Consider the following 18,144-nt stretch of genomic DNA (forward strand, 5'->3'; position numbering starts at 1 on the left):
TTGGGAAAAGACGAAATTAATAAATAACGACTATTTGCTATCAAATCGATTAATATTCCTATATTTGTGCTTCTAACTTATAAGAAAATGGCGTATCAGTTTGCAAAAATAGCCGTAAAGATAGGTAGCAATGTCCTGACGCGTAAGGATGGTACTCTTGATATCACCCGAATGTCTGCTTTGGTAGATCAGGTTGCTGAATTGCATAAGGCTGGAATTGAGGTAATTCTTATCTCTTCCGGAGCCGTTGCTTCGGGAAGAAGTGAAATTCGCGCTTCTAAAAAACTCGATAGTGTAGATCAGCGGCAACTTTTTTCGGCTGTAGGACAGGCTAAACTTATCAATCGGTATTATGAATTATTTCGGGAACATAAAATCCACGTAGGTCAAGTACTTACCACAAAAGAAAATTTCGGTACACGTCGACATTATCTGAACCAGAAGAACTGCATGATGGTGATGCTCCAAAATGGAGTTATTCCTATTGTTAACGAAAATGATACCATCTCCGTTACTGAACTGATGTTTACTGACAATGACGAGCTATCCGGTCTGATAGCCAGTATGATGGATGCACAGGCACTAATCATACTTAGCAATATTGATGGTATCTATAATGGTTCCCCCTCCGATCCGGAAACGTTTGTTATTAGTGAAGTTGAACATGGAAAAGATCTTTCTGACTATATACAAACAGAAAAATCGGGATTTGGACGAGGAGGAATGATTACTAAAACAAACATTGCCCGCAAAGTAGCTGATGAAGGTATCACAGTAATAATAGCAAATGGCAAACGAGATAATATTCTGGTCGACCTTCTAAAAAAACCGGAAACAACCGTTTGTACGCGTTTTATACCATCTACTCAGGAAGTCTCAAGCGTAAAGAAATGGATTGCTCACAGTGAAGGTTTTGCCAAAGGAGAACTTCACATCAATGAGCAGGCGTCACATGTACTTAATTCAGACCAAGCTGTGAGCATTCTTCCTGTAGGAATTACTGAAATTGTTGGCGAGTTCGAGAAGGATGATATTGTTCGTATCATAGATTGCCATGGCAAGCAGATAGGAGTGGGAAAAACCTCCTTTGATTCTGAAGAGGCACGGGAAATGATAGGCAAACACGGGTTGAAGCCGATAGTGCATTACGATTATCTATATATTGAGTGAAAATTTTAAATTAGCTTTTTATGATTGATCTGACAACAACTTTTCAGGCTGTTCAGTCGGCCAGTCGAAATTTGCCGCTGCTAGATGACAGGCTGATCAATGAAATTCTGCTTGACTTGGCTGATGAGGCCGAGGTGCATGCATCCTATATTCTTGCTGAGAATAAGAAAGACCTAGAACAGATGGAGCCATCTAATCCTCGTTATGATCGACTGATGCTGACTGAAGAGCGTATCAAAGGAATCGCAGCAGATATTCGGAATGTGGCCACCTTACCCTCTCCGTTGGGGCATGTCCTAACAAAGTCTATCCGTCCAAATGGTATGGAATTGAAGCGAATCAGCGTTCCTTTTGGCGTCATCGGGGTAATTTACGAAGCTCGTCCCAATGTTAGTTTTGATGTGTTCTCTCTCTGTTTCAAGAGTGGTAACGCATGTATATTGAAAGGAGGCAGCGATGCCGACTATTCCAATCGGGCAATTGTCAAGGTGATCCATTCAGTTCTCGATCGGTTTGGTATTGATGCCCATACAGTAGACCTTCTTCCGGCAGACCGCGAAGCCACTATTCAGCTGCTAAATGCGGTGGATTATGTCGATTTACTAATCCCTCGCGGAAGTAGTGATCTGATTCACTATGTCCGTCAGCACGCTATTGTTCCCGTTATTGAAACAGGTGCTGGAGTTTGTCATACCTATTTTGATGAATTTGGCGATACAGCCAAAGGCGCAGCCATTATCAACAATGCTAAGACCCGTCGGGTAGGTGTTTGCAATGCACTCGATTGCCTGCTGATAAATGAGAAAAGATTAACCGATCTTCAATCCCTGTGTTATCCCCTTCAACAAAGTAAAGTGGTGATTTATGCTGACGAAAAAGCCTATAGGTATCTTGAAGGCCATTATCCTGCCAGTTTGCTTAGACCAGCTGTCTCCGAAAGTTTTGGCACCGAATTTCTTTCATATACAATGGCAGTGAAAACAGTGGAAGATGTATACGAAGCACTTGAACACATATATAACTATGGTTCCAAACATAGCGAATGCATTGTAACTGAGAGTCATGAGAATGCAGAACTTTTTACCTCTGCTGTTGATGCAGCATGTGTCTATACCAACGTTTCAACGGCATTTACCGATGGAGCCCAGTTTGGCTTAGGGGCCGAGATTGGTATCAGTACCCAGAAACTTCATGCCCGCGGTCCGATGGGGCTCGAAGAGCTGACCTCTTATAAATGGATAATTAAAGGGAATGGTCAGATAAGAGAATAAACAGAAAACAAATAAAGAAAAGAATAAGATGAGACATTTTACAAATGTGAATGACTTGGGCGATTTGAAAGTCGCTCTTCACGAAGCTTTTGAGATTAAGAAAGATCGCTTCAAATTTGTGGAACTAGGAAGAAATAAGACTCTATTGATGATTTTCTTCAATTCCAGCCTTCGTACTCGTCTGAGTACACAAAAAGCAGCGATGAATCTTGGAATGAACGTAATGGTTCTTGATATTAATCAAGGTGCCTGGAAGCTGGAAACAGAACGTGGGGTAATTATGGACGGCGACAAATCGGAACATATCCTCGAAGCAATTCCGGTGATGGGCTCTTACTGCGATATTATCGGTGTCCGCTCATTCGCTCGATTCGAGAGTAAGCAAGATGATTACAATGAGTTGATTTTAAATCAATTTATCAAATATTCCGGTCGACCGGTTTTTTCTATGGAGGCTGCTACACGCCATCCGCTTCAGAGTTTCGCCGACCTCATCACTATTGAAGAGTATAAAAAAACGGAACGTCCAAAAGTGGTTCTAACTTGGGCTCCACATCCCCGTCCGCTTCCGCAGGCTGTGCCCAACTCATTTGCTGAGTGGATGAACGCCACTGATTACGAATTTGTAATTACTCACCCAAAAGGATATGAGTTGGCTCCGGAGTTTGTGAGCAATGCTCGTGTTGAGTACGATCAGATGAAAGCATTGGAAGGTGCCGACTTTGTTTATGCCAAAAGCTGGGCGGTGTATAATGATAAGAATTATGGTAAAGTGCAAAATAAGGATCGCGCATGGACCGTCGATGCTGAACATATGGCCGTGACCAATAATGCTTACTTCATGCATTGTTTGCCAGTAAGAAGAAATATGATTGTTACCGATGATGTGATTGAAGGACCTCAATCTATTGTTATACCTGAAGCAGCCAACCGTGAAATATCTGCACAGGTGGTGCTGAAACGAATTCTTGAAGGAATTCAATAATATTTCTGTTATTGTAATTTCAAGAAACTTATATACTTCTGATTAGTATTATAGTTGATTTTTCTGAAATAATAAAACAAGTGAGAGACTGTATTTTTATCACAGTCTCTCACTTGTTTTATTACAGTATTTATCTGGTATTGGTGTGAAATATGCGGATTTTGTTGTAATTGTTTTAAATACTTTTTGATATAAATATAAATTCATCTATGTTCTATGTATTTATTTTATTCATTAATCGTTTTGATTCTGAAATATCAAGAAGTATATCAACTTATCTGTATAAAATACAAAAAGGCATTTAATTATCATAGATTCTTAATAAAGTTTAAAAAAAGCTTGATTATTGGGTTAGATTGATTTAATTTGTGATTAGTCCATATGAAAACATAATAATAAGAATAGATTAGACTAAAAAACACAACGAATTGTAAGCTGTAACAATAAAGCTATTCCCAAACATGAAACTCCTTAAAGCTGTTCTTATTCTTTTTATTTCATTTCTTTTCTGCATGAATGTTCAGTGCCTTAAAGCAAAAGAGCATGTATTAATTATCAACTCTTCAACGGATGGGAACAAATGGTCAGAGAGGGTTCAAAATATTATCACGAATTCTCTATATAATAGAAAGAATATATCAGTCAACATTGAATATCTCAATTATTATAGATATAAATCTGTAAATGAGGCTAATCAAATTATGGGCAATTTGTATAGTTGCTACCCTAAAAAGCCGAAAACGATTGTTGTAATTGGCGAAAGCGCATGGATATCCTATCGTAGTACAGCTCCTCGGTCCTGGTGGAATATTCCGGTGGTGATTCCCACTGCTAAACAATATACATGGTCCTTGGAAGATCTTGTATCCGGAAGCGAACTCAAATCTAATAATCTGATACCTTATAAAGAAGCCTCCAAAAATTTCTGCGTGACTGGTGTTTATAACCAGATTTACATAAAAGAGACAATTGAGCTTATGAAGAAGTTGATGCCTGAGATGAGCAAAGTTGCCTTCATCTCTGATAAGTGGTATGCTAGTTCTTACTACAGCGCACAATTTAGACAGATTATGAAGAAGCATTTCCCGGAGTTGAGGGAAGTCCTTTTGTCTCAAAATAAAATAAGTTCAAGAGAATTACTTGACACTATTTCCTGTTTGGATAGAAAGACAGGTTTGCTTTATTATTCCTGGTTTGAAGATAATGCTACTAGCCATCCACTTAACAACACGATGGAAAAAATGATTGGAAGTTACTCCAATACTCCAGTCTTTAATCTCCTGGATGTAGGAAGCAACAATGCTTTTTTCGCTGGTGGTTGCTACTCAACAAGTAATGCTAATGGAGAAAAAACTGTAGAAATACTCAATCAAATTCTTAATGGAAAAGATGCAACTGTTATCCCTTACCAGCACTTGGAATCTCCGCAAGCTCACTTAAATTACGATTTTTTAATTCGTTGTGGAGTTGACAAGGCTCTTTTTCCTAAGGACGCGGTTTATTACAACAAACCACCTCTTTTTATTCAAGAGCACAAAATGTTCATCATTTCTATTGTTGGATTTATTTTAATATTTTTCACAATTTTCCTTTCTCGTATTTGGGCTTTACGCAGGATAAAGGAACTGAAGGAGCGTGAAATAGCATTGCTCTCCAAATATAAAGATTTGTTTAATAATCTTCCGCTAGCTTACGCAAAAATAAAATTGTCGGAGGATGAAAACAAAGCTTTGAAAAAATATCATATCCTGGAATTTAACCCATCTTTTCAAAGAGAGTTCAGTACTGATTCCAGCAAAATTTCAAGTCTTATTGATGAACGGTCTCGTTTGTGGTTTTCTTTAAACAAAGCTATTGCTGCATATTCCAGCAATTCTCAAAAAACTTTGTCGGGCATGTTTTATAATGAACAAACAGATAAACATTATCTTGCATTTCTATATCCTGCAGCCGCAGAATGGGTGTTTGATGTTTTTTTGATAGACAAAACAGAAGAGTACAAAGCTTCCAGGAAAACAGAAGAACTCTCAATGATTAGAAACGGAATATCTGCCATTATTCCTGATGTGATTCTGGTTGTAAACAAGTCGCTTGATATTATAGAAGTGAATGATCGGATTACTGAACAAAACGGTTGCATTCCGGAAAAGATTATAGGCAAAAATGTCGGCGAATGTTTCAATGAGAGATTTGCAGAACAACTTCATGAAAGCATCGTTCGTTGTCAGAATAGTAATGAATATATTGAGTTTCAGACTGAAAGAAAAGATGGTGAAATATTGAGATATTTTGAATCAAGATTACAACCTCTGTATGGTGAACTGTTTATTTGTTTCATTCGCGATGTTACTCAAAAGAAGGAGGAGGAGGCAAGAAGCCAGAGTCTTCAACTGTTGCTTGAGACTATGCTTGATAATCTTCCTGTTCCATTTTATGTCAAGAAGGTGGGAGAGGACCTTCGCTATATCTACTGGAATAAGAAAGCAGAAGAGTTATCTGGAGTAAAGTCGAAAGATGTTATAGGGAAAACAAGAGAAGAGGTTTTCGGTAAAAAGTATGCAGATAAATATGAGGGGAATAATGAACAGCTGATAACAAATGGTGAACCGGTGACTTATGAAGAAGATGTTCTTTACCCTAATAATCTGTTCTATACTACTCATGTGATTAAAAGCATTATAGAAACACCAGACAAATCTTCTTATATTCTAACAGCCAGGTGGGATATTTCTGAGTTGAAAGCCATTCATCGTCAGCTTGAATTCACAAACCGCCAGCTTGCGCAAGCACTTGATGCGGGAGATATTGTTCCGTGGACCTGGCACGTGCAGAGAGGACTAATTACTGTTGATGCCGGATATCTAGCGAAAGCAGGAAAATCATCATTAAAAAGTACGGTTAAAACGCTTCAGGAAATGCTGAATATGGTTTGTCCTTCCGACCAAGAGGGCGTAGAATCGGCCTTTTACGGCTTGCTTGAGGGAAAATTTGATAAGATTGATATAGACATTAAGATAAATTTCTGGGGTGAAGGCTACGACTGGTGTCAGATACAAGGTCTAATCAGTCAACGGAACGAGGCGGGTGAAGTGACTGAAATCTCAGGTTCTGCGATCGATATTTCTAAAAGAAAGCAGATAGAACAAGAATTATCTGATGCCAAGGATAGAGCAGAAGAGTCCAGTCGACTGAAATCAGCTTTCCTGGCAAATATTAGCCATGAAATCCGTACACCACTTAATGCTATTGTGGGATTCTCTGGTGTGCTGGGCGATGTCAGTGATGAAGAAGAGAGAAGAGAATTCCTGAAGATTATTAATACCAATAATGAGTTGTTGTTAAGACTCATTAGTAACATCATAGATTTCTCAAGCATAGAGTCAGGTTCCATGAAATTTCACTATTCATCTGTAGATATAAACAACCTGCTTTTCAGAGAGGAAGAGATGCTGAGAATATTAGCCGGTCAGAAAGGAATCGAAGTGTCATTTAATGAAAAGCTTCCTGAATGCATTATTTATACTGATAACGACCGTTTTTTGCAGGTTGTTTCTAATCTTCTATCGAATGCATTGAAGTTTACCAGTAAAGGAAGTATTCTGTTTGGATATACTATTTCTGCAAACAGGTTGTGCTTTTACGTGAAGGACACTGGATGTGGAATTCCTGAGGATAAGCTTTCTGAAATATTCGAGACTTTTACAAAACTTGATTCCTTCTCACAGGGCATCGGACTAGGTCTTTCAATATGCACTTCAATTGCCCATAAACTGGGCGGAGAGATGAGGGTGGAATCTGAAGCCGGAGTAGGATCTACTTTTTGGTTTGAAATCCCCCGCCTAGAGTTTGAATAAAAAATAGACAACTTATCTGATATCGGTTCGATAATTCTTTTGATTTGAAAAATATAATCCTCATGTCGATAATTGTAAAACGGCAGTCAACCTTTTTTAGGCTTTAAACCTAAAGAAGACAAACATATCAGAGTTAATAAATTAATAGGTCAACTATTTATTAGGTTTAAGAACATTAGTAGTCAACTGCAATCAGTTTATTACAAACATCAGGACATGTTACCCCAATCATGTACAAGATTAAGGGATAATCATGTACAAGATTAGGTTCAATCATGTACAAGATTGGAATGAAACATGTACATGATTGAGCTAATATACCTCGACGTTTTGGTTAGTTTCACCAGTTGTTTTGGTTAGTTCTTTATGAACACTTGGTTAGTATGTCTTGTCTGGTTCTCAATCAGCCCTGCCGGATGGCACTGATTGTCATTCCATAATACAATATGCTAACATGGAAAGGTATCATATTTCATAGTTGTTCTCTTTTAGAAAGTGGATATCCTCTTGAATGCCACTTCCCACGGTTGTGAGCATATCACCTACCAACGAAGCTGTCACTCCACAGGCCAGCGCTTGTTTCATTATGTGCCTAATTCGTAACCTCCCGGCAGCAAAGCGAACTTCGGCAGTTGGGTTGATAATCCGAAAGATGGCAAAGGCACGCAGAATCTCTCGGTCTGTAAGTGGTGTGGTGCCTTCCAAAGGAGTTCCCTTGATGGGCATCAGTATATTTACAGGAATAGAGTCTACCCCCAGTTCCTGAAGGAAAACCGCCATCTCAATGCGGTCTCTCTCCGTTTCGCCCATGCCAATAATTCCTCCCGAACAAATCTTCATTCCGGTTTCCTGTGCGGATCGGATTGTTTTCACCTTCTCCTCTATGGTATGCGTAGTGCATAGTTTGTCAAAGAACGAGGGAGCTGTTTCAATGTTGCAATGGTAACGACTTACCCCGGCTTCCCGAAGGCTTTGCAGTTCCTCTTTCGACTGCAGTCCCAGCGAAGCGCAATAACCAATGCCCGGAACTTCTTGGTTTAAGACAGAGAAGGTCTGACTTATTTTAAGAATATTTGTCGGCGTGAGTTTTCGTCCGCTGGTTACCAGGGAGAACATCCTGACGCCCGAATCCCTTATTTTTCGTGCTTCGACAACAGCTTCTTCTGTCTCCACCATTTCGAATTCAGCGCACGATGTTTTGTAATAAGCCGATTGCGCGCACCATTTACAGTCTTCCGTGCACTTCCCCGATCGGGCATTCATGATGGCGCAAGTGTCGAAACGTTGTCCGAAGTAGTGTTTGCGCAGGTCATCGGCCAGCTCAAATAGTTCATTGTCGGTACTGTTCTCAATAAAGTTAAAAGCCTGGCCAAGTGTAAACCTATAGCCATTAATAATTTTCTGTTTCATAGGTGTTTATGTAAAATGAAAATCCCCTGCTGAACCGTGAATTATGGCTCGACAGGGGATATGACGATTGAGAAGAAACGGCAGATTATTGCCTGCAGTCTCTCCGGTTAATTGATTTACACGTGATTGAAAAAGCAGATTAAGTAACTCTTCCCGGGAAGGCGGTTCATTGTCAGAATCGCTCAATGCCGGTATAACCTCTTTCAGGAAGAAATCGTTAGTTAACGCGAGTCTTGTCATCCCGCCTTGCTTCAGGAGGGACTGACAACAGATCGTCTTTTTCAGCTGAAGGATATGTACAACAGCTTTGAGACTGGCAAAGACCGCCCAGGACTTGTTTGTCCAGCGTCTGAACCAGATTTTCTTTTGCTGTTGATTATTGATGGAACTCAATGTTTCTATCCTCTTTATTTATATGGTTTCTTCAGTTTACTTGCGAATCCCTTTCTGTTTCATGTTTTCCTTCAAGAATAGGAGTACGCAAATATTGTTTATTCTTTCTTTTAATAGGAAAAACTATTTTATCCGTTCGTAGTAAGGCAACCTTTCCAGTTCGGCTGTTACCTCAATCACCTTCGGTCCACGGAATATCTTTCCGGTATCATCCTTCCATGTTCCTTTGGGCAATGATACTTTACGGGTGTTTACCTTAGTTAGGATTGGTGCTACCAGGTATTTGTCACCCAGCATAAACTGATCTTTACAGGTGGTGAATCCCTGATGAGGGAACGCATATTCCATGTGGCGTACAATCGGTTCGCCTGTTTTTGCCGCATGGTGAGCCAGTTCAAGAATATAACTTCCCATTTTTTCGTGAAGATGTGCGTAATCGCGACAGATGGCCAGATGCTTTTCGTCCAGAATGCGCCAAGGAGCCACGGAGAACTGCATCATTGGCATCAGTGCATGTACCTGACACGAGCGCACAATAAGCTCCTGGTCAAGTTTGGTTTGGTCTATGTTCAGGAATGAACCGAACTGTCCCCCTCCAATCATGTCCGGACAAGTATATGCATACCCCATCAGCCCGGCAGCTACCATATCGGGTATCAGTAGTTTCACCGCATTCCAGGAATAGTCCTTATCGCCCAGGCGTTGCACCAGTGCTTCGCCTCCCATTTTCCATCCGGCCCTGTATTCATTATAAGGGAAATTCAGTCCCATCTTTGCCCAGTATTGGCACATTTCTACCGAGGTTGCGTTTTTATCAAAGTATTCCAATGCAGGATTCCGGTAGTGGTCAATATCTCCTGCGTCAAATTTAAATCCGTCGATGCCATATTCCCGCTGCATTTTCTGAAGTTCACCTTTCAGATGCTCGGCTGCTGCCGGGTTGCTCAGGTCGTAACATGCGCTATAACCGTTCCACCAGGGGATAATGGCTGCATTTTTTGTCCCTTTCTGCTTAATCAGGTAACCTTTGGCTTGCAGTTCCCGAAACTCCGGACTGTCTGGGCTCACAAAAGGACATATCCACAACATGATGCGAAAGCCTTGTTTGTGGAGTCGTTCCACCATACCCTTCGGGTCGGGGAAGCGCTCTGGCTTAAACTCAAAGTTTCCATAGTATTTCTGCCAGTTATCATCTACCATAAATACGCCTGTTGGGAATTCATGCTTTAATACGTTATCAGCATATTTCAGAATATCGTTTTGATTCTGGTTATACATCAGTTCAATCCAAGTATTGTACTGTGGTTTCGAGAAGAAGTCCGCTTCGGGCAGTTTTCCTGATGGAGGGAAGTGTTTGGCGGAAGCATTCAGGAAGGCTTCTTTCAATGTTTTTCCTGCAACTACCGGATTAACTTGTTCATAATCGGAGAATATCTGCAAATTTCCATTTTCTATTTTGAAGGCGAACGGTTTATCACTCCAAAGGTAACGACCTTCCGAGGATATCAGCAGAGGTACGTTCTGATTGTTCATGTTTTCAGAAGCCAGGTTAAATAAACGCATCTCTCCTTCGAAAGGCATTTTCGACCCCAGTGCCACCATTCCTCCCCACCATTTCTCACCTGGCAGTGAAGATATTTCCGAGCGATACTGATTCCCTGCCTTGCAAGAAATGGTTCCCACCAAAATTACTGTCAGAATTAATAAGTGTTTTAATTTGCTCATCATAATTGTTTGGTCTGTCTTTATAAGATTTATTTTTTAATGATTTATTTATCCAATAGCGCTGCATTTCGCAATTAAGAACAAAGGTGGGGCTTTTCCTTTGTTTTAAAAAGTTAAAAAGGACAAAAAGGTAAATTAGTGTCCGATCTAATTAGTATTGTTTGAATTTCAAAGCGTTTTACTGTGGAGTACACTGTTCAATGTTGATTCCAAATTTGGATTCAACATTGCATATGGATGTAGTAAAGATAGAGAACCAATCCCTGTCTTTTTATATATAAATATGGTTTTCTTCTGTAAATGAATTACAGAACACTTTTTGAGTATAGCATAAGCTTTGCCATATGCTGCTAATAAGTGCAATCGTCCGTTACATATCTTCTTGAATTTATTGGAAACCTTGATTCAATTTGCCTTTTCAGGCACTTAATCTTCCGCTTTCCGGCCAAAGTGTTAGTTTCGTTAGATGAGGCTATTCTATCTGCGCAAAGATTGCAACATAGTTTTTGCCGTATTTCTTGGCACACTTTGGGCAGGTGGTGTACCACATAAATAGTTTCTGTGGGTGCATTCCTTTTGCGTTGGCTTTCTCTACGAAATCCTTGCACCATTTGCCTGTATCTCTGAAAGGACCCTCGTACACCTTGCAATAAAACTTTCCGCCGATGGTTGTGTTATTGGCTCCGGGCACCTCTTTGTCAACAGCCACATAGAGGTTCATGTTCCATTGCGAAGTATGATCCGATAAGCAGAGCCACTCGGGGACATCCGCATTGGCTTCCCCAATTTTCTTCATAAGTCTTCTCATTACACCTCCGAAATTTACGGGCATATAAAAAAGCGTAAAGACTTTATCTTTGATAAACTTTTTATTTTCCCATTCAATTATTTTATCTTCCCAAATGGTAGGATCAAACGGTGGGCAACAAATGGCCTCTTTCTCTTTCTGTGTTTCCATAAATTATAAATAATTAGAGTTTTCCTTGATAAAAACAAAGTGAGATCAGTGTTGTTTATCTCTAAAAAGGCATTTAATTTATTTTATATCAATTTGATATCTATGAATTGGAATCGAGTTTTTATAACAGTAGTCTTATATGATGTAGCTTTCTGGTTGTTAGCCAGATAAAAAGAAAGGAACTGATTTGCATTTGAATCAGTTCCTTGGGATTGATCGGTATATGAAAGATTTATGCATCCTTCAGTGCTTTCATAATAGCCTCCTTGGTAAAAGTCATGGCACACTTGGTTCCGCAACCCACGAGCTCATCCGGTGAATCAAATTTCTTATCGAGTTTGATACCCACCAGTTTGTTCTTATTAGTCTTGCTCGCAGCAATTTCGAAGTTCTGCCAGTTTCTGAAGCCAATATCTTCCTTATGCTTACTCTCTTTGTTTGAGTCTTTCCCAATAATTACAAAGGTGTAGGTAGTTTGGCTGATTTTGTTGACAAGAGCCTCTTTTACACGTGGTATATCCTCTTTCTTTATCTCATTTGGTGATAAGTTATTAAAACAAAATTCAAATTCTTCATTTGCGTTCCATTCCTCTAACAGATTCCTGTACTGCCGGTCATTGTCATGATCGAAACTTACGAAAACTTTTTTCTTTACCATTTTCAATAAAATTTAAGTGACTGATTGTAGACTAAGCTACCTGATAATTATATCTAAGTTGCCTATGTATTTTCTGACTTAATAGGAATAATGAAAAGCGGGATTGTTGTTTTCTTGAGTACCGCAATCGCGTCATTTCCCAGAAAGATGTTTTCCAACCATTTCCGGCTATGCGAGCCTAGTACAATAATGTCAGCCTCCATCTCTTGGGCGGTTTCCAGAATTGTCGAAGCAATTTCTCCCTCCTTCAGCACTGTTTGTACAGAGCCATCGTCCAGAAGCCGCTTAATCTCTTCCAGGAATTTCAGAGTGCGTTCTTTCATGTTCTCTATGAAATCCATATGTAATTCATAGATGTTGGGGTTTTCGCTGTAATATGCCGGATGTTCGTATATTACATGCAGCAGAATAGAATCAGCTTTCATTGCTTTTGCTATGGTGTGCCCCGATTCGGCTACAATTTTTGCACTTTTATCATAGTCAATAGCTATCAGTACTTTTCTGATTTTGGTTGTTTCCATTTGATTTGACTTTAAAGATTTTATATTGACTTTAAACGGTAAACTCCATTCTTTAAACAAACCAGTGTTTAAGAAAGATTTATAAAAGATATGTTATTACCCTGTCTGTCCGCTAAAAATGGTTAATCTGTTTTTAATGCCTCCTTATGCTGGCAATGCACTGAATTTTGTAATAGATGTAGTTGAAAAATATTTTATGTATCAGATATATCTATACACATTCTATTATTTTACTTTTAAATGATACTATATCCTATGTATTTAATGATGTCATAATGGCGGTGTTGATGATGTTTTGTGGGAAATTATGGCAGTTTCTACTTGAATAAATTACAGTAAATCCTTTTGGCATGGACATTGCTTTTTGTTAAGTGAATACGAACGAATGAAATAACTCAAAATATGATAAAAAGAATGTTTTAAATTTAAAGATAGGAGATAATATTATGACAGCAGTAAGAAGATACCAGACTTGGTTACCAGAAGTGTTCAATGATTTGTTTGATACAAATTGGATGATTCGCCCAAATGCTACTGCGCCTGCTATCAACGTAATAGAAGATACTGATGCGTATAAAGTAGAGTTCGCCGTACCAGGTATGAATAAGGAAGATTTTTGTATTAAAGTCGATGCGGAGAACCAACTGATTGTTGCCATGGAGAAGAAACAAGATTCTAAAGAGGAAAATAAAGAAACCCGTTATCTGAGACATGAGTTTTCTTATTCAAAATTTCAACAAACAATGATTCTTCCCGATAATGTTATGAAAGAGAAAATTGAAGCGCAGGTTGAGAATGGAGTACTTATCATCACTCTTCCAAAAATGAGTGCAGAAGAAGAGAAAAAGACTGAAAAATATATTGAAATTAAATAAGAGTTTTTGAATAGGATTAATAGTTATTTGTAGGCTATCGTCGAGAGGATGATGGCCTATTTTTTTCAATAAAGGCTGTTGATTTAGTTATTTGATGGATTTTCACCTTTTGCAACTAGAGAAATCTCATCAAAACTAGTTCAGCTTATTTTTTATATTTTTTTGTGAGGGGGCGATAGAATGGCTATAGAACCATTTATTTGGATAAGTTGTTAATGTATAAACTATCTACCGCTCAATTCATCACTTTCCATAAAATGACTATCATGAAAGCGTTCAAAATTTCCCGCCTTGTTTTTTTGTGCACCATGTTGGCATTCTCAAATCTCACAAATCTTCAAGGGCAAACGAAGAGCCAGAATCCTGTCATGGGATATGCTCAGGCCTCATATATGGGCCTTGCTGATAACGAATTCATGAAAAATTGGTTGATTCTTGGACCTGTACAATTGGATGAAGAAGCAATAAAAGCTGATGATTCCAGGCAAAAAATATTATTCGACAGAGATGCATTCACCACTGTCGCTGTTCACTCTGGCAAATCTATTGGCGCCGTAAAGATTGATAATACAGAATATACTTGGGAACCGATAAGAAGCGAAGAGGGAATTGTCGACTTATCTAAACTGCTTGGCAAGGTTGAATATTCCATTGCTTATGCCCTAGCTGAAATTAGGATGGATGTTCCGGCCAAGGTAATTGTAGGGATAGGCAGTGATGATGGCATTAAATTATACCTGAATGGAAGATTGGTGCACCAAAACTGGATTGGACGACCTACGACGCCTGATGAGGATATTGCTATTCTGAATCTTAAAAAAGGTAGCAACCAGATATTGTTGAAGATTCAGAATATGGAACAGGACTGGTCTTTTGCTATAAGGAAAATGGGGAAGGAATCACTTAAAAAAGCATTGATTGAATCTTCCGGGAGGGGCAATCTTGATAATGTAAAGATCCTGACAGATGATGGAGTTGATTTGAATGCACCCGACGACTCCGGGCTGACGGCTTATCAAAGTGCCATGATTCGTGGACGGGAGAAAATAATGGATTACCTTAAAGATAAAGGGGGTAGAACCGATATTCCTATGCCCTCATTTAAACAGCTGGTTGATTGTATATTCAAAAATGTTTATAGTGGGATAACATCCGGAGTATCTGTTCTTGTCTCGAAGAATGGTGAAATTATCTATGAAAAAGGATTTGGCTATGCCGATATCGGCAATAAAGTTCCTGTTACCCCCGATACAAAGTTCAGGATTGGTTCTATTACCAAACAATTTACTGCTGCCGCCATCCTTAAGCTTCAGGAAGAGAAAAAACTGAATATTCAGGATGTAGTGTCAAAGTACATACCTGGTTTTCCGAAAGGGAATGAGATTACTCTCCGTCATCTACTTACGCATACATCTGGGCTGCACAGCTATACTGATCGGCCATCATTTTTTAAATTTGTTACTTTGCCAATCTCTCTTTCGGCCTTAGTTGATACAATACAAGCGCAACCATATGATTTTGCTCCTGGTAACAAGTGGAACTATTGTAATTCCGGCTTTGTCCTCTTAGGGTATATTGTCGAAAAGATTTCGGGAAAGAGCCTGGCAATCTACCTTAATGATACATTTTTCGAACCACTGGGAATGAATAATACCGGTATTTACGAGACTAATAAGTTGATTGACAACGAGGCTTATGGCTATTCGTTCAATGGTAACAAAATAATAAAAGCCATTAACTGGGATATGTCATGGGCTGCAGGAGCAGGAGCCCTATATTCCACGGTAAGGGATTTGAATATCTGGAATGAAGCGCTGTTTAACGGGAAAGTACTGACCGAAGAGAGTTTAAAAGCCGCATTCACCTCTTCATTACTAAATAACAAGCAAAAAACAAATTATGGCTATGGATGGTTTATTCAGAATATTCGTGGTTCAGAGTTCATTTCACATGGAGGCGGGTTAAATGGTTTTCTTTCTTATCTGGGACGTCAACCGGAGAATAAATTTACGGTGATTGTTTTATGTAACTCAACTCCTCCGCCATCCGGTCTATCCCCAACTAACTCTGCCTCTTTAATTTCCGAATATATATTATGGCCTGAAATGATAAAGCAACCCACTTTTGCATCTGATATTCCTGTGGATGAAAAATTACTTAACGCATATGTGGGACGATATGATTACGGGCAGGGTGCTGTACTGACTGTTACGCTTGAAGGAAAACAATTGTATGCCCAAATGACTGGACAGGGTAAGTATCCAATATTCCCATCGTCAAAAGATGAGTTTAATTGGAAGATTGTGGATGCGAGTGTGAAATTTGTAGTGGATGAAAAAGGGAAAGTCATCTATCTTTTACATCATCAAAACGGACAGCAGATTGAGGCAAAGAAATTGAAAGAGGAGATTCCGGTTGCTGTTGACTTTTCCGTATTCGATAAATATACAGGGAAATACGATATGGGAAATAATTATGTGATGGCTGTGCTGAAAGTAGATAAAAAATTGTTCTTGCAGGGTAGCCAGCTTACTCGATTTCAACTATTCCCTGCATCCGAAACTGAGTTTTTTGCTAGGGAAATCAACATAAGGCTCAAATTTAAGGCGCATGGAGAACAGAAGGCCGATTCTGTAATTGTAGTTATCAGCGGCGAAGAGAAAGTTGCAAAGAGGGTAGGTGATTAATTAATTTGGTTCTTTTTTAATGTGCTGCGGTAAACGGATGTCTGACAAAATCTGTTTATCGCTTTTTATATGTAAACAGATTTTGTGAATAAAAGTTAGATGTAAAAAGAAACAGGCAATAGAGTTGTATTGAAATATATTGTATTTTTGAAGCTAAGAACATAACTTTAATTCTGCATAATGAAAAAGACAATCGCTATTTTCTTCCTGATGGGAATATCCGGTACCTTCAGCGCGCAAACGCCGCAAAATGATAGAATGAAAGCTAAGCACGAAAAACTAAAAACAGACAAGTTGGATGCCCGGAAGGTGGAACTGCAGCTTACTGGAGGATTACAGGCTTTTAAGAAATTTATGGATGAAAATAAGGTATGTGCAGACTTGGAATCTGTTACGTTTTTCGATAATTCAATAGAAGTTGATGATCATAATGTACCTGTAAGTGGTAAACAGTTCTATTTCCCACTGAAATTCTTTATTATGTCAGGTGAGAATAAAAACGAAAAGCCATTAATTGATATTGATTTAAATTCTATAATATACTATTCAAGGTTTCTTTATGCTATGAAAGAACCTTTGCTATTCAATAAAAAAAGCAAAAAGGAGATTTATCGTTTTACTTGGCTGAGAACGTTTCATCATCCAGTAACAATCAGGATAGAAAAAGATGGAGAAACTTGTTTGTTATACTGGAAACTCAGTGATGGAGAAGGAGGATATGATCCAGGGAAAGTGATAACAGACAAGTCTAAACCTGTGGATATAAAGATTTGGCAAGAGCTAAAATCAATGCTCCAAAAAATGGATTTTTGGCATATGAATAGAATACCCCAAGGAATAACAGTTGATGGCTCTAAATGGATTTTGGAAGGGGCCGAACCTGAACAATACAGAGTTGTGGATTTATCTTCCCCTGAAGCTAATGATTTCTATTATACCTGCCTATTCTTGTTGAATCAGACTGATTTAGGAATCAATAAAGAGGAGATATATTAAGCTGGTTGGAATAAAATAATTCATAAAAATAAGAATACCCTTATACCGGTTGTAATTCTCGGGTATATATCGTGCCTATTTATTGTGAAGAAATATATCCGCGGAAAATTATCTATTATTTCTGTATATATAAAGAGAAAACTAAAAGTTCCGCGCCACATAATCAGTATGTTATCTCTAAAAATAAAATAGTAAGACAGAAAACATGGCGAAGAATTCTCATTTTGTTGGCCGAAGTAGCGTTAAAAAGTGTTTAATGATTGTTTGTCAATAGATTATGTCTTTTAAAATGATGTAAAATTGGTATTTTAGGTCATAATATTGCTTCATTTTATTTTTTAATATAGAGTTCTCAACATATAGTTTCTACTTGCATACATTGGTAAGAATCATTCTGATTTTGTTTCTTGAATATAGTCTGAATTCATCATAGGGGGTAATGTTGTGGCGGTTTCGGAATCAGAAATACATTGCCAATTATTCCTAGATATAACTACGAAAACGTAATCCCATTGCAATAAAGGCCAATTTAATGGCATAGAATAAAAAAAACATGGCGGAAGATTGGTCAAAACATGACGACAGATTTTAATTTCCAGGCGTAAGATTTTCGGGAGGTGCGGTTTGTTCCGCTCGTAGGC

13 protein-coding genes are annotated in these 18,144 nt (G+C 38.6%); 7 read left to right on the forward strand and 6 right to left on the reverse strand.

Going from position 1 to position 18,144, the window contains the following annotated elements; translation table 11 throughout:
- Positions 1 to 87 precede the first annotated feature (87 nt).
- From proB to ABWU87_RS13325, 4 genes are all read left to right on the forward strand, one after another.
- Complete coding sequence (gene proB / locus ABWU87_RS13310; protein ID WP_353331498.1) at positions 88 to 1,170, forward strand: glutamate 5-kinase; 1,083 nt, start codon at positions 88 to 90, stop codon at positions 1,168 to 1,170.
- 20 nt (positions 1,171 to 1,190) lie between these two features.
- The gene (locus ABWU87_RS13315) at positions 1,191 to 2,441 is read left to right on the forward strand and encodes a glutamate-5-semialdehyde dehydrogenase (protein ID WP_353331500.1); all 1,251 of its coding nucleotides are present in this window, start codon (positions 1,191 to 1,193) and stop codon (positions 2,439 to 2,441) included.
- A gap of 28 nt (positions 2,442 to 2,469) precedes the next feature.
- Entirely contained in the window at positions 2,470 to 3,426 is a 957-nt protein-coding gene (locus tag ABWU87_RS13320) for an N-acetylornithine carbamoyltransferase (RefSeq protein ID WP_353331502.1), read from the forward strand.
- 701 nt (positions 3,427 to 4,127) lie between these two features.
- On the forward strand, positions 4,128 to 7,280 hold the full coding sequence (locus ABWU87_RS13325; RefSeq protein WP_353331504.1) for an ABC transporter substrate binding protein: 3,153 nt from the start codon (positions 4,128 to 4,130) through the stop codon (positions 7,278 to 7,280).
- 465 nt (positions 7,281 to 7,745) lie between these two features.
- On the opposite strand, the gene bioB is transcribed toward ABWU87_RS13325, so the two are convergent.
- From bioB to ABWU87_RS13355, 6 genes are all read right to left on the reverse strand, one after another.
- On the reverse strand, positions 7,746 to 8,690 hold the full coding sequence (gene bioB, locus ABWU87_RS13330) for a biotin synthase BioB (protein WP_353331506.1): 945 nt from the start codon (positions 8,688 to 8,690) through the stop codon (positions 7,746 to 7,748).
- Positions 8,691 to 8,696: 6 nt separating this feature from the next.
- Complete coding sequence (locus ABWU87_RS13335; RefSeq protein ID WP_353331508.1) at positions 8,697 to 8,930, reverse strand: hypothetical protein; 234 nt, start codon at positions 8,928 to 8,930, stop codon at positions 8,697 to 8,699.
- Between the two features lie 276 nt (positions 8,931 to 9,206).
- A complete protein-coding gene (locus ABWU87_RS13340; protein WP_434533886.1) occupies positions 9,207 to 10,811 on the reverse strand; it encodes a glycoside hydrolase family 31 protein in 1,605 nt (534 codons plus the stop codon).
- Between the two features lie 469 nt (positions 10,812 to 11,280).
- The gene (locus ABWU87_RS13345; RefSeq protein ID WP_353331510.1) at positions 11,281 to 11,766 is read right to left on the reverse strand and encodes a hydrolase; all 486 of its coding nucleotides are present in this window, start codon (positions 11,764 to 11,766) and stop codon (positions 11,281 to 11,283) included.
- Between the two features lie 232 nt (positions 11,767 to 11,998).
- Positions 11,999 to 12,424 carry a TIR domain-containing protein gene (locus ABWU87_RS13350; RefSeq protein WP_353331512.1) on the reverse strand — a complete coding sequence of 142 codons (426 nt, stop codon included), beginning with the start codon at positions 12,422 to 12,424 and terminating at the stop codon, positions 11,999 to 12,001.
- 62 nt (positions 12,425 to 12,486) lie between these two features.
- Positions 12,487 to 12,945, reverse strand: a complete 459-nt coding sequence (locus tag ABWU87_RS13355; RefSeq protein WP_353331513.1) for a universal stress protein — start codon at positions 12,943 to 12,945, stop codon at positions 12,487 to 12,489.
- A 446-nt stretch (positions 12,946 to 13,391) separates the two neighbouring features.
- Between ABWU87_RS13355 and ABWU87_RS13360 the strand changes: the two genes are divergently transcribed.
- The 3 genes from ABWU87_RS13360 (at position 13,392) to ABWU87_RS13370 (ending at position 17,503) form a co-directional block, all read left to right on the forward strand.
- Positions 13,392 to 13,820 (forward strand): Hsp20/alpha crystallin family protein, encoded by a 429-nt coding sequence (locus ABWU87_RS13360; protein WP_353331514.1) that lies wholly within the window; start codon positions 13,392 to 13,394, stop codon positions 13,818 to 13,820.
- A gap of 266 nt (positions 13,821 to 14,086) precedes the next feature.
- Positions 14,087 to 16,507 (forward strand): serine hydrolase, encoded by a 2,421-nt coding sequence (locus ABWU87_RS13365; RefSeq protein ID WP_353331515.1) that lies wholly within the window; start codon positions 14,087 to 14,089, stop codon positions 16,505 to 16,507.
- A 180-nt stretch (positions 16,508 to 16,687) separates the two neighbouring features.
- Positions 16,688 to 17,503, forward strand: a complete 816-nt coding sequence (locus tag ABWU87_RS13370) for a hypothetical protein (RefSeq protein WP_353331517.1) — start codon at positions 16,688 to 16,690, stop codon at positions 17,501 to 17,503.
- The last annotated feature ends 641 nt before the right edge of the window (positions 17,504 to 18,144 follow it).

Source organism: Bacteroides sedimenti, from assembly GCF_040365225.1.
Classification (GTDB): domain Bacteria; phylum Bacteroidota; class Bacteroidia; order Bacteroidales; family Bacteroidaceae; genus Bacteroides; species Bacteroides sedimenti.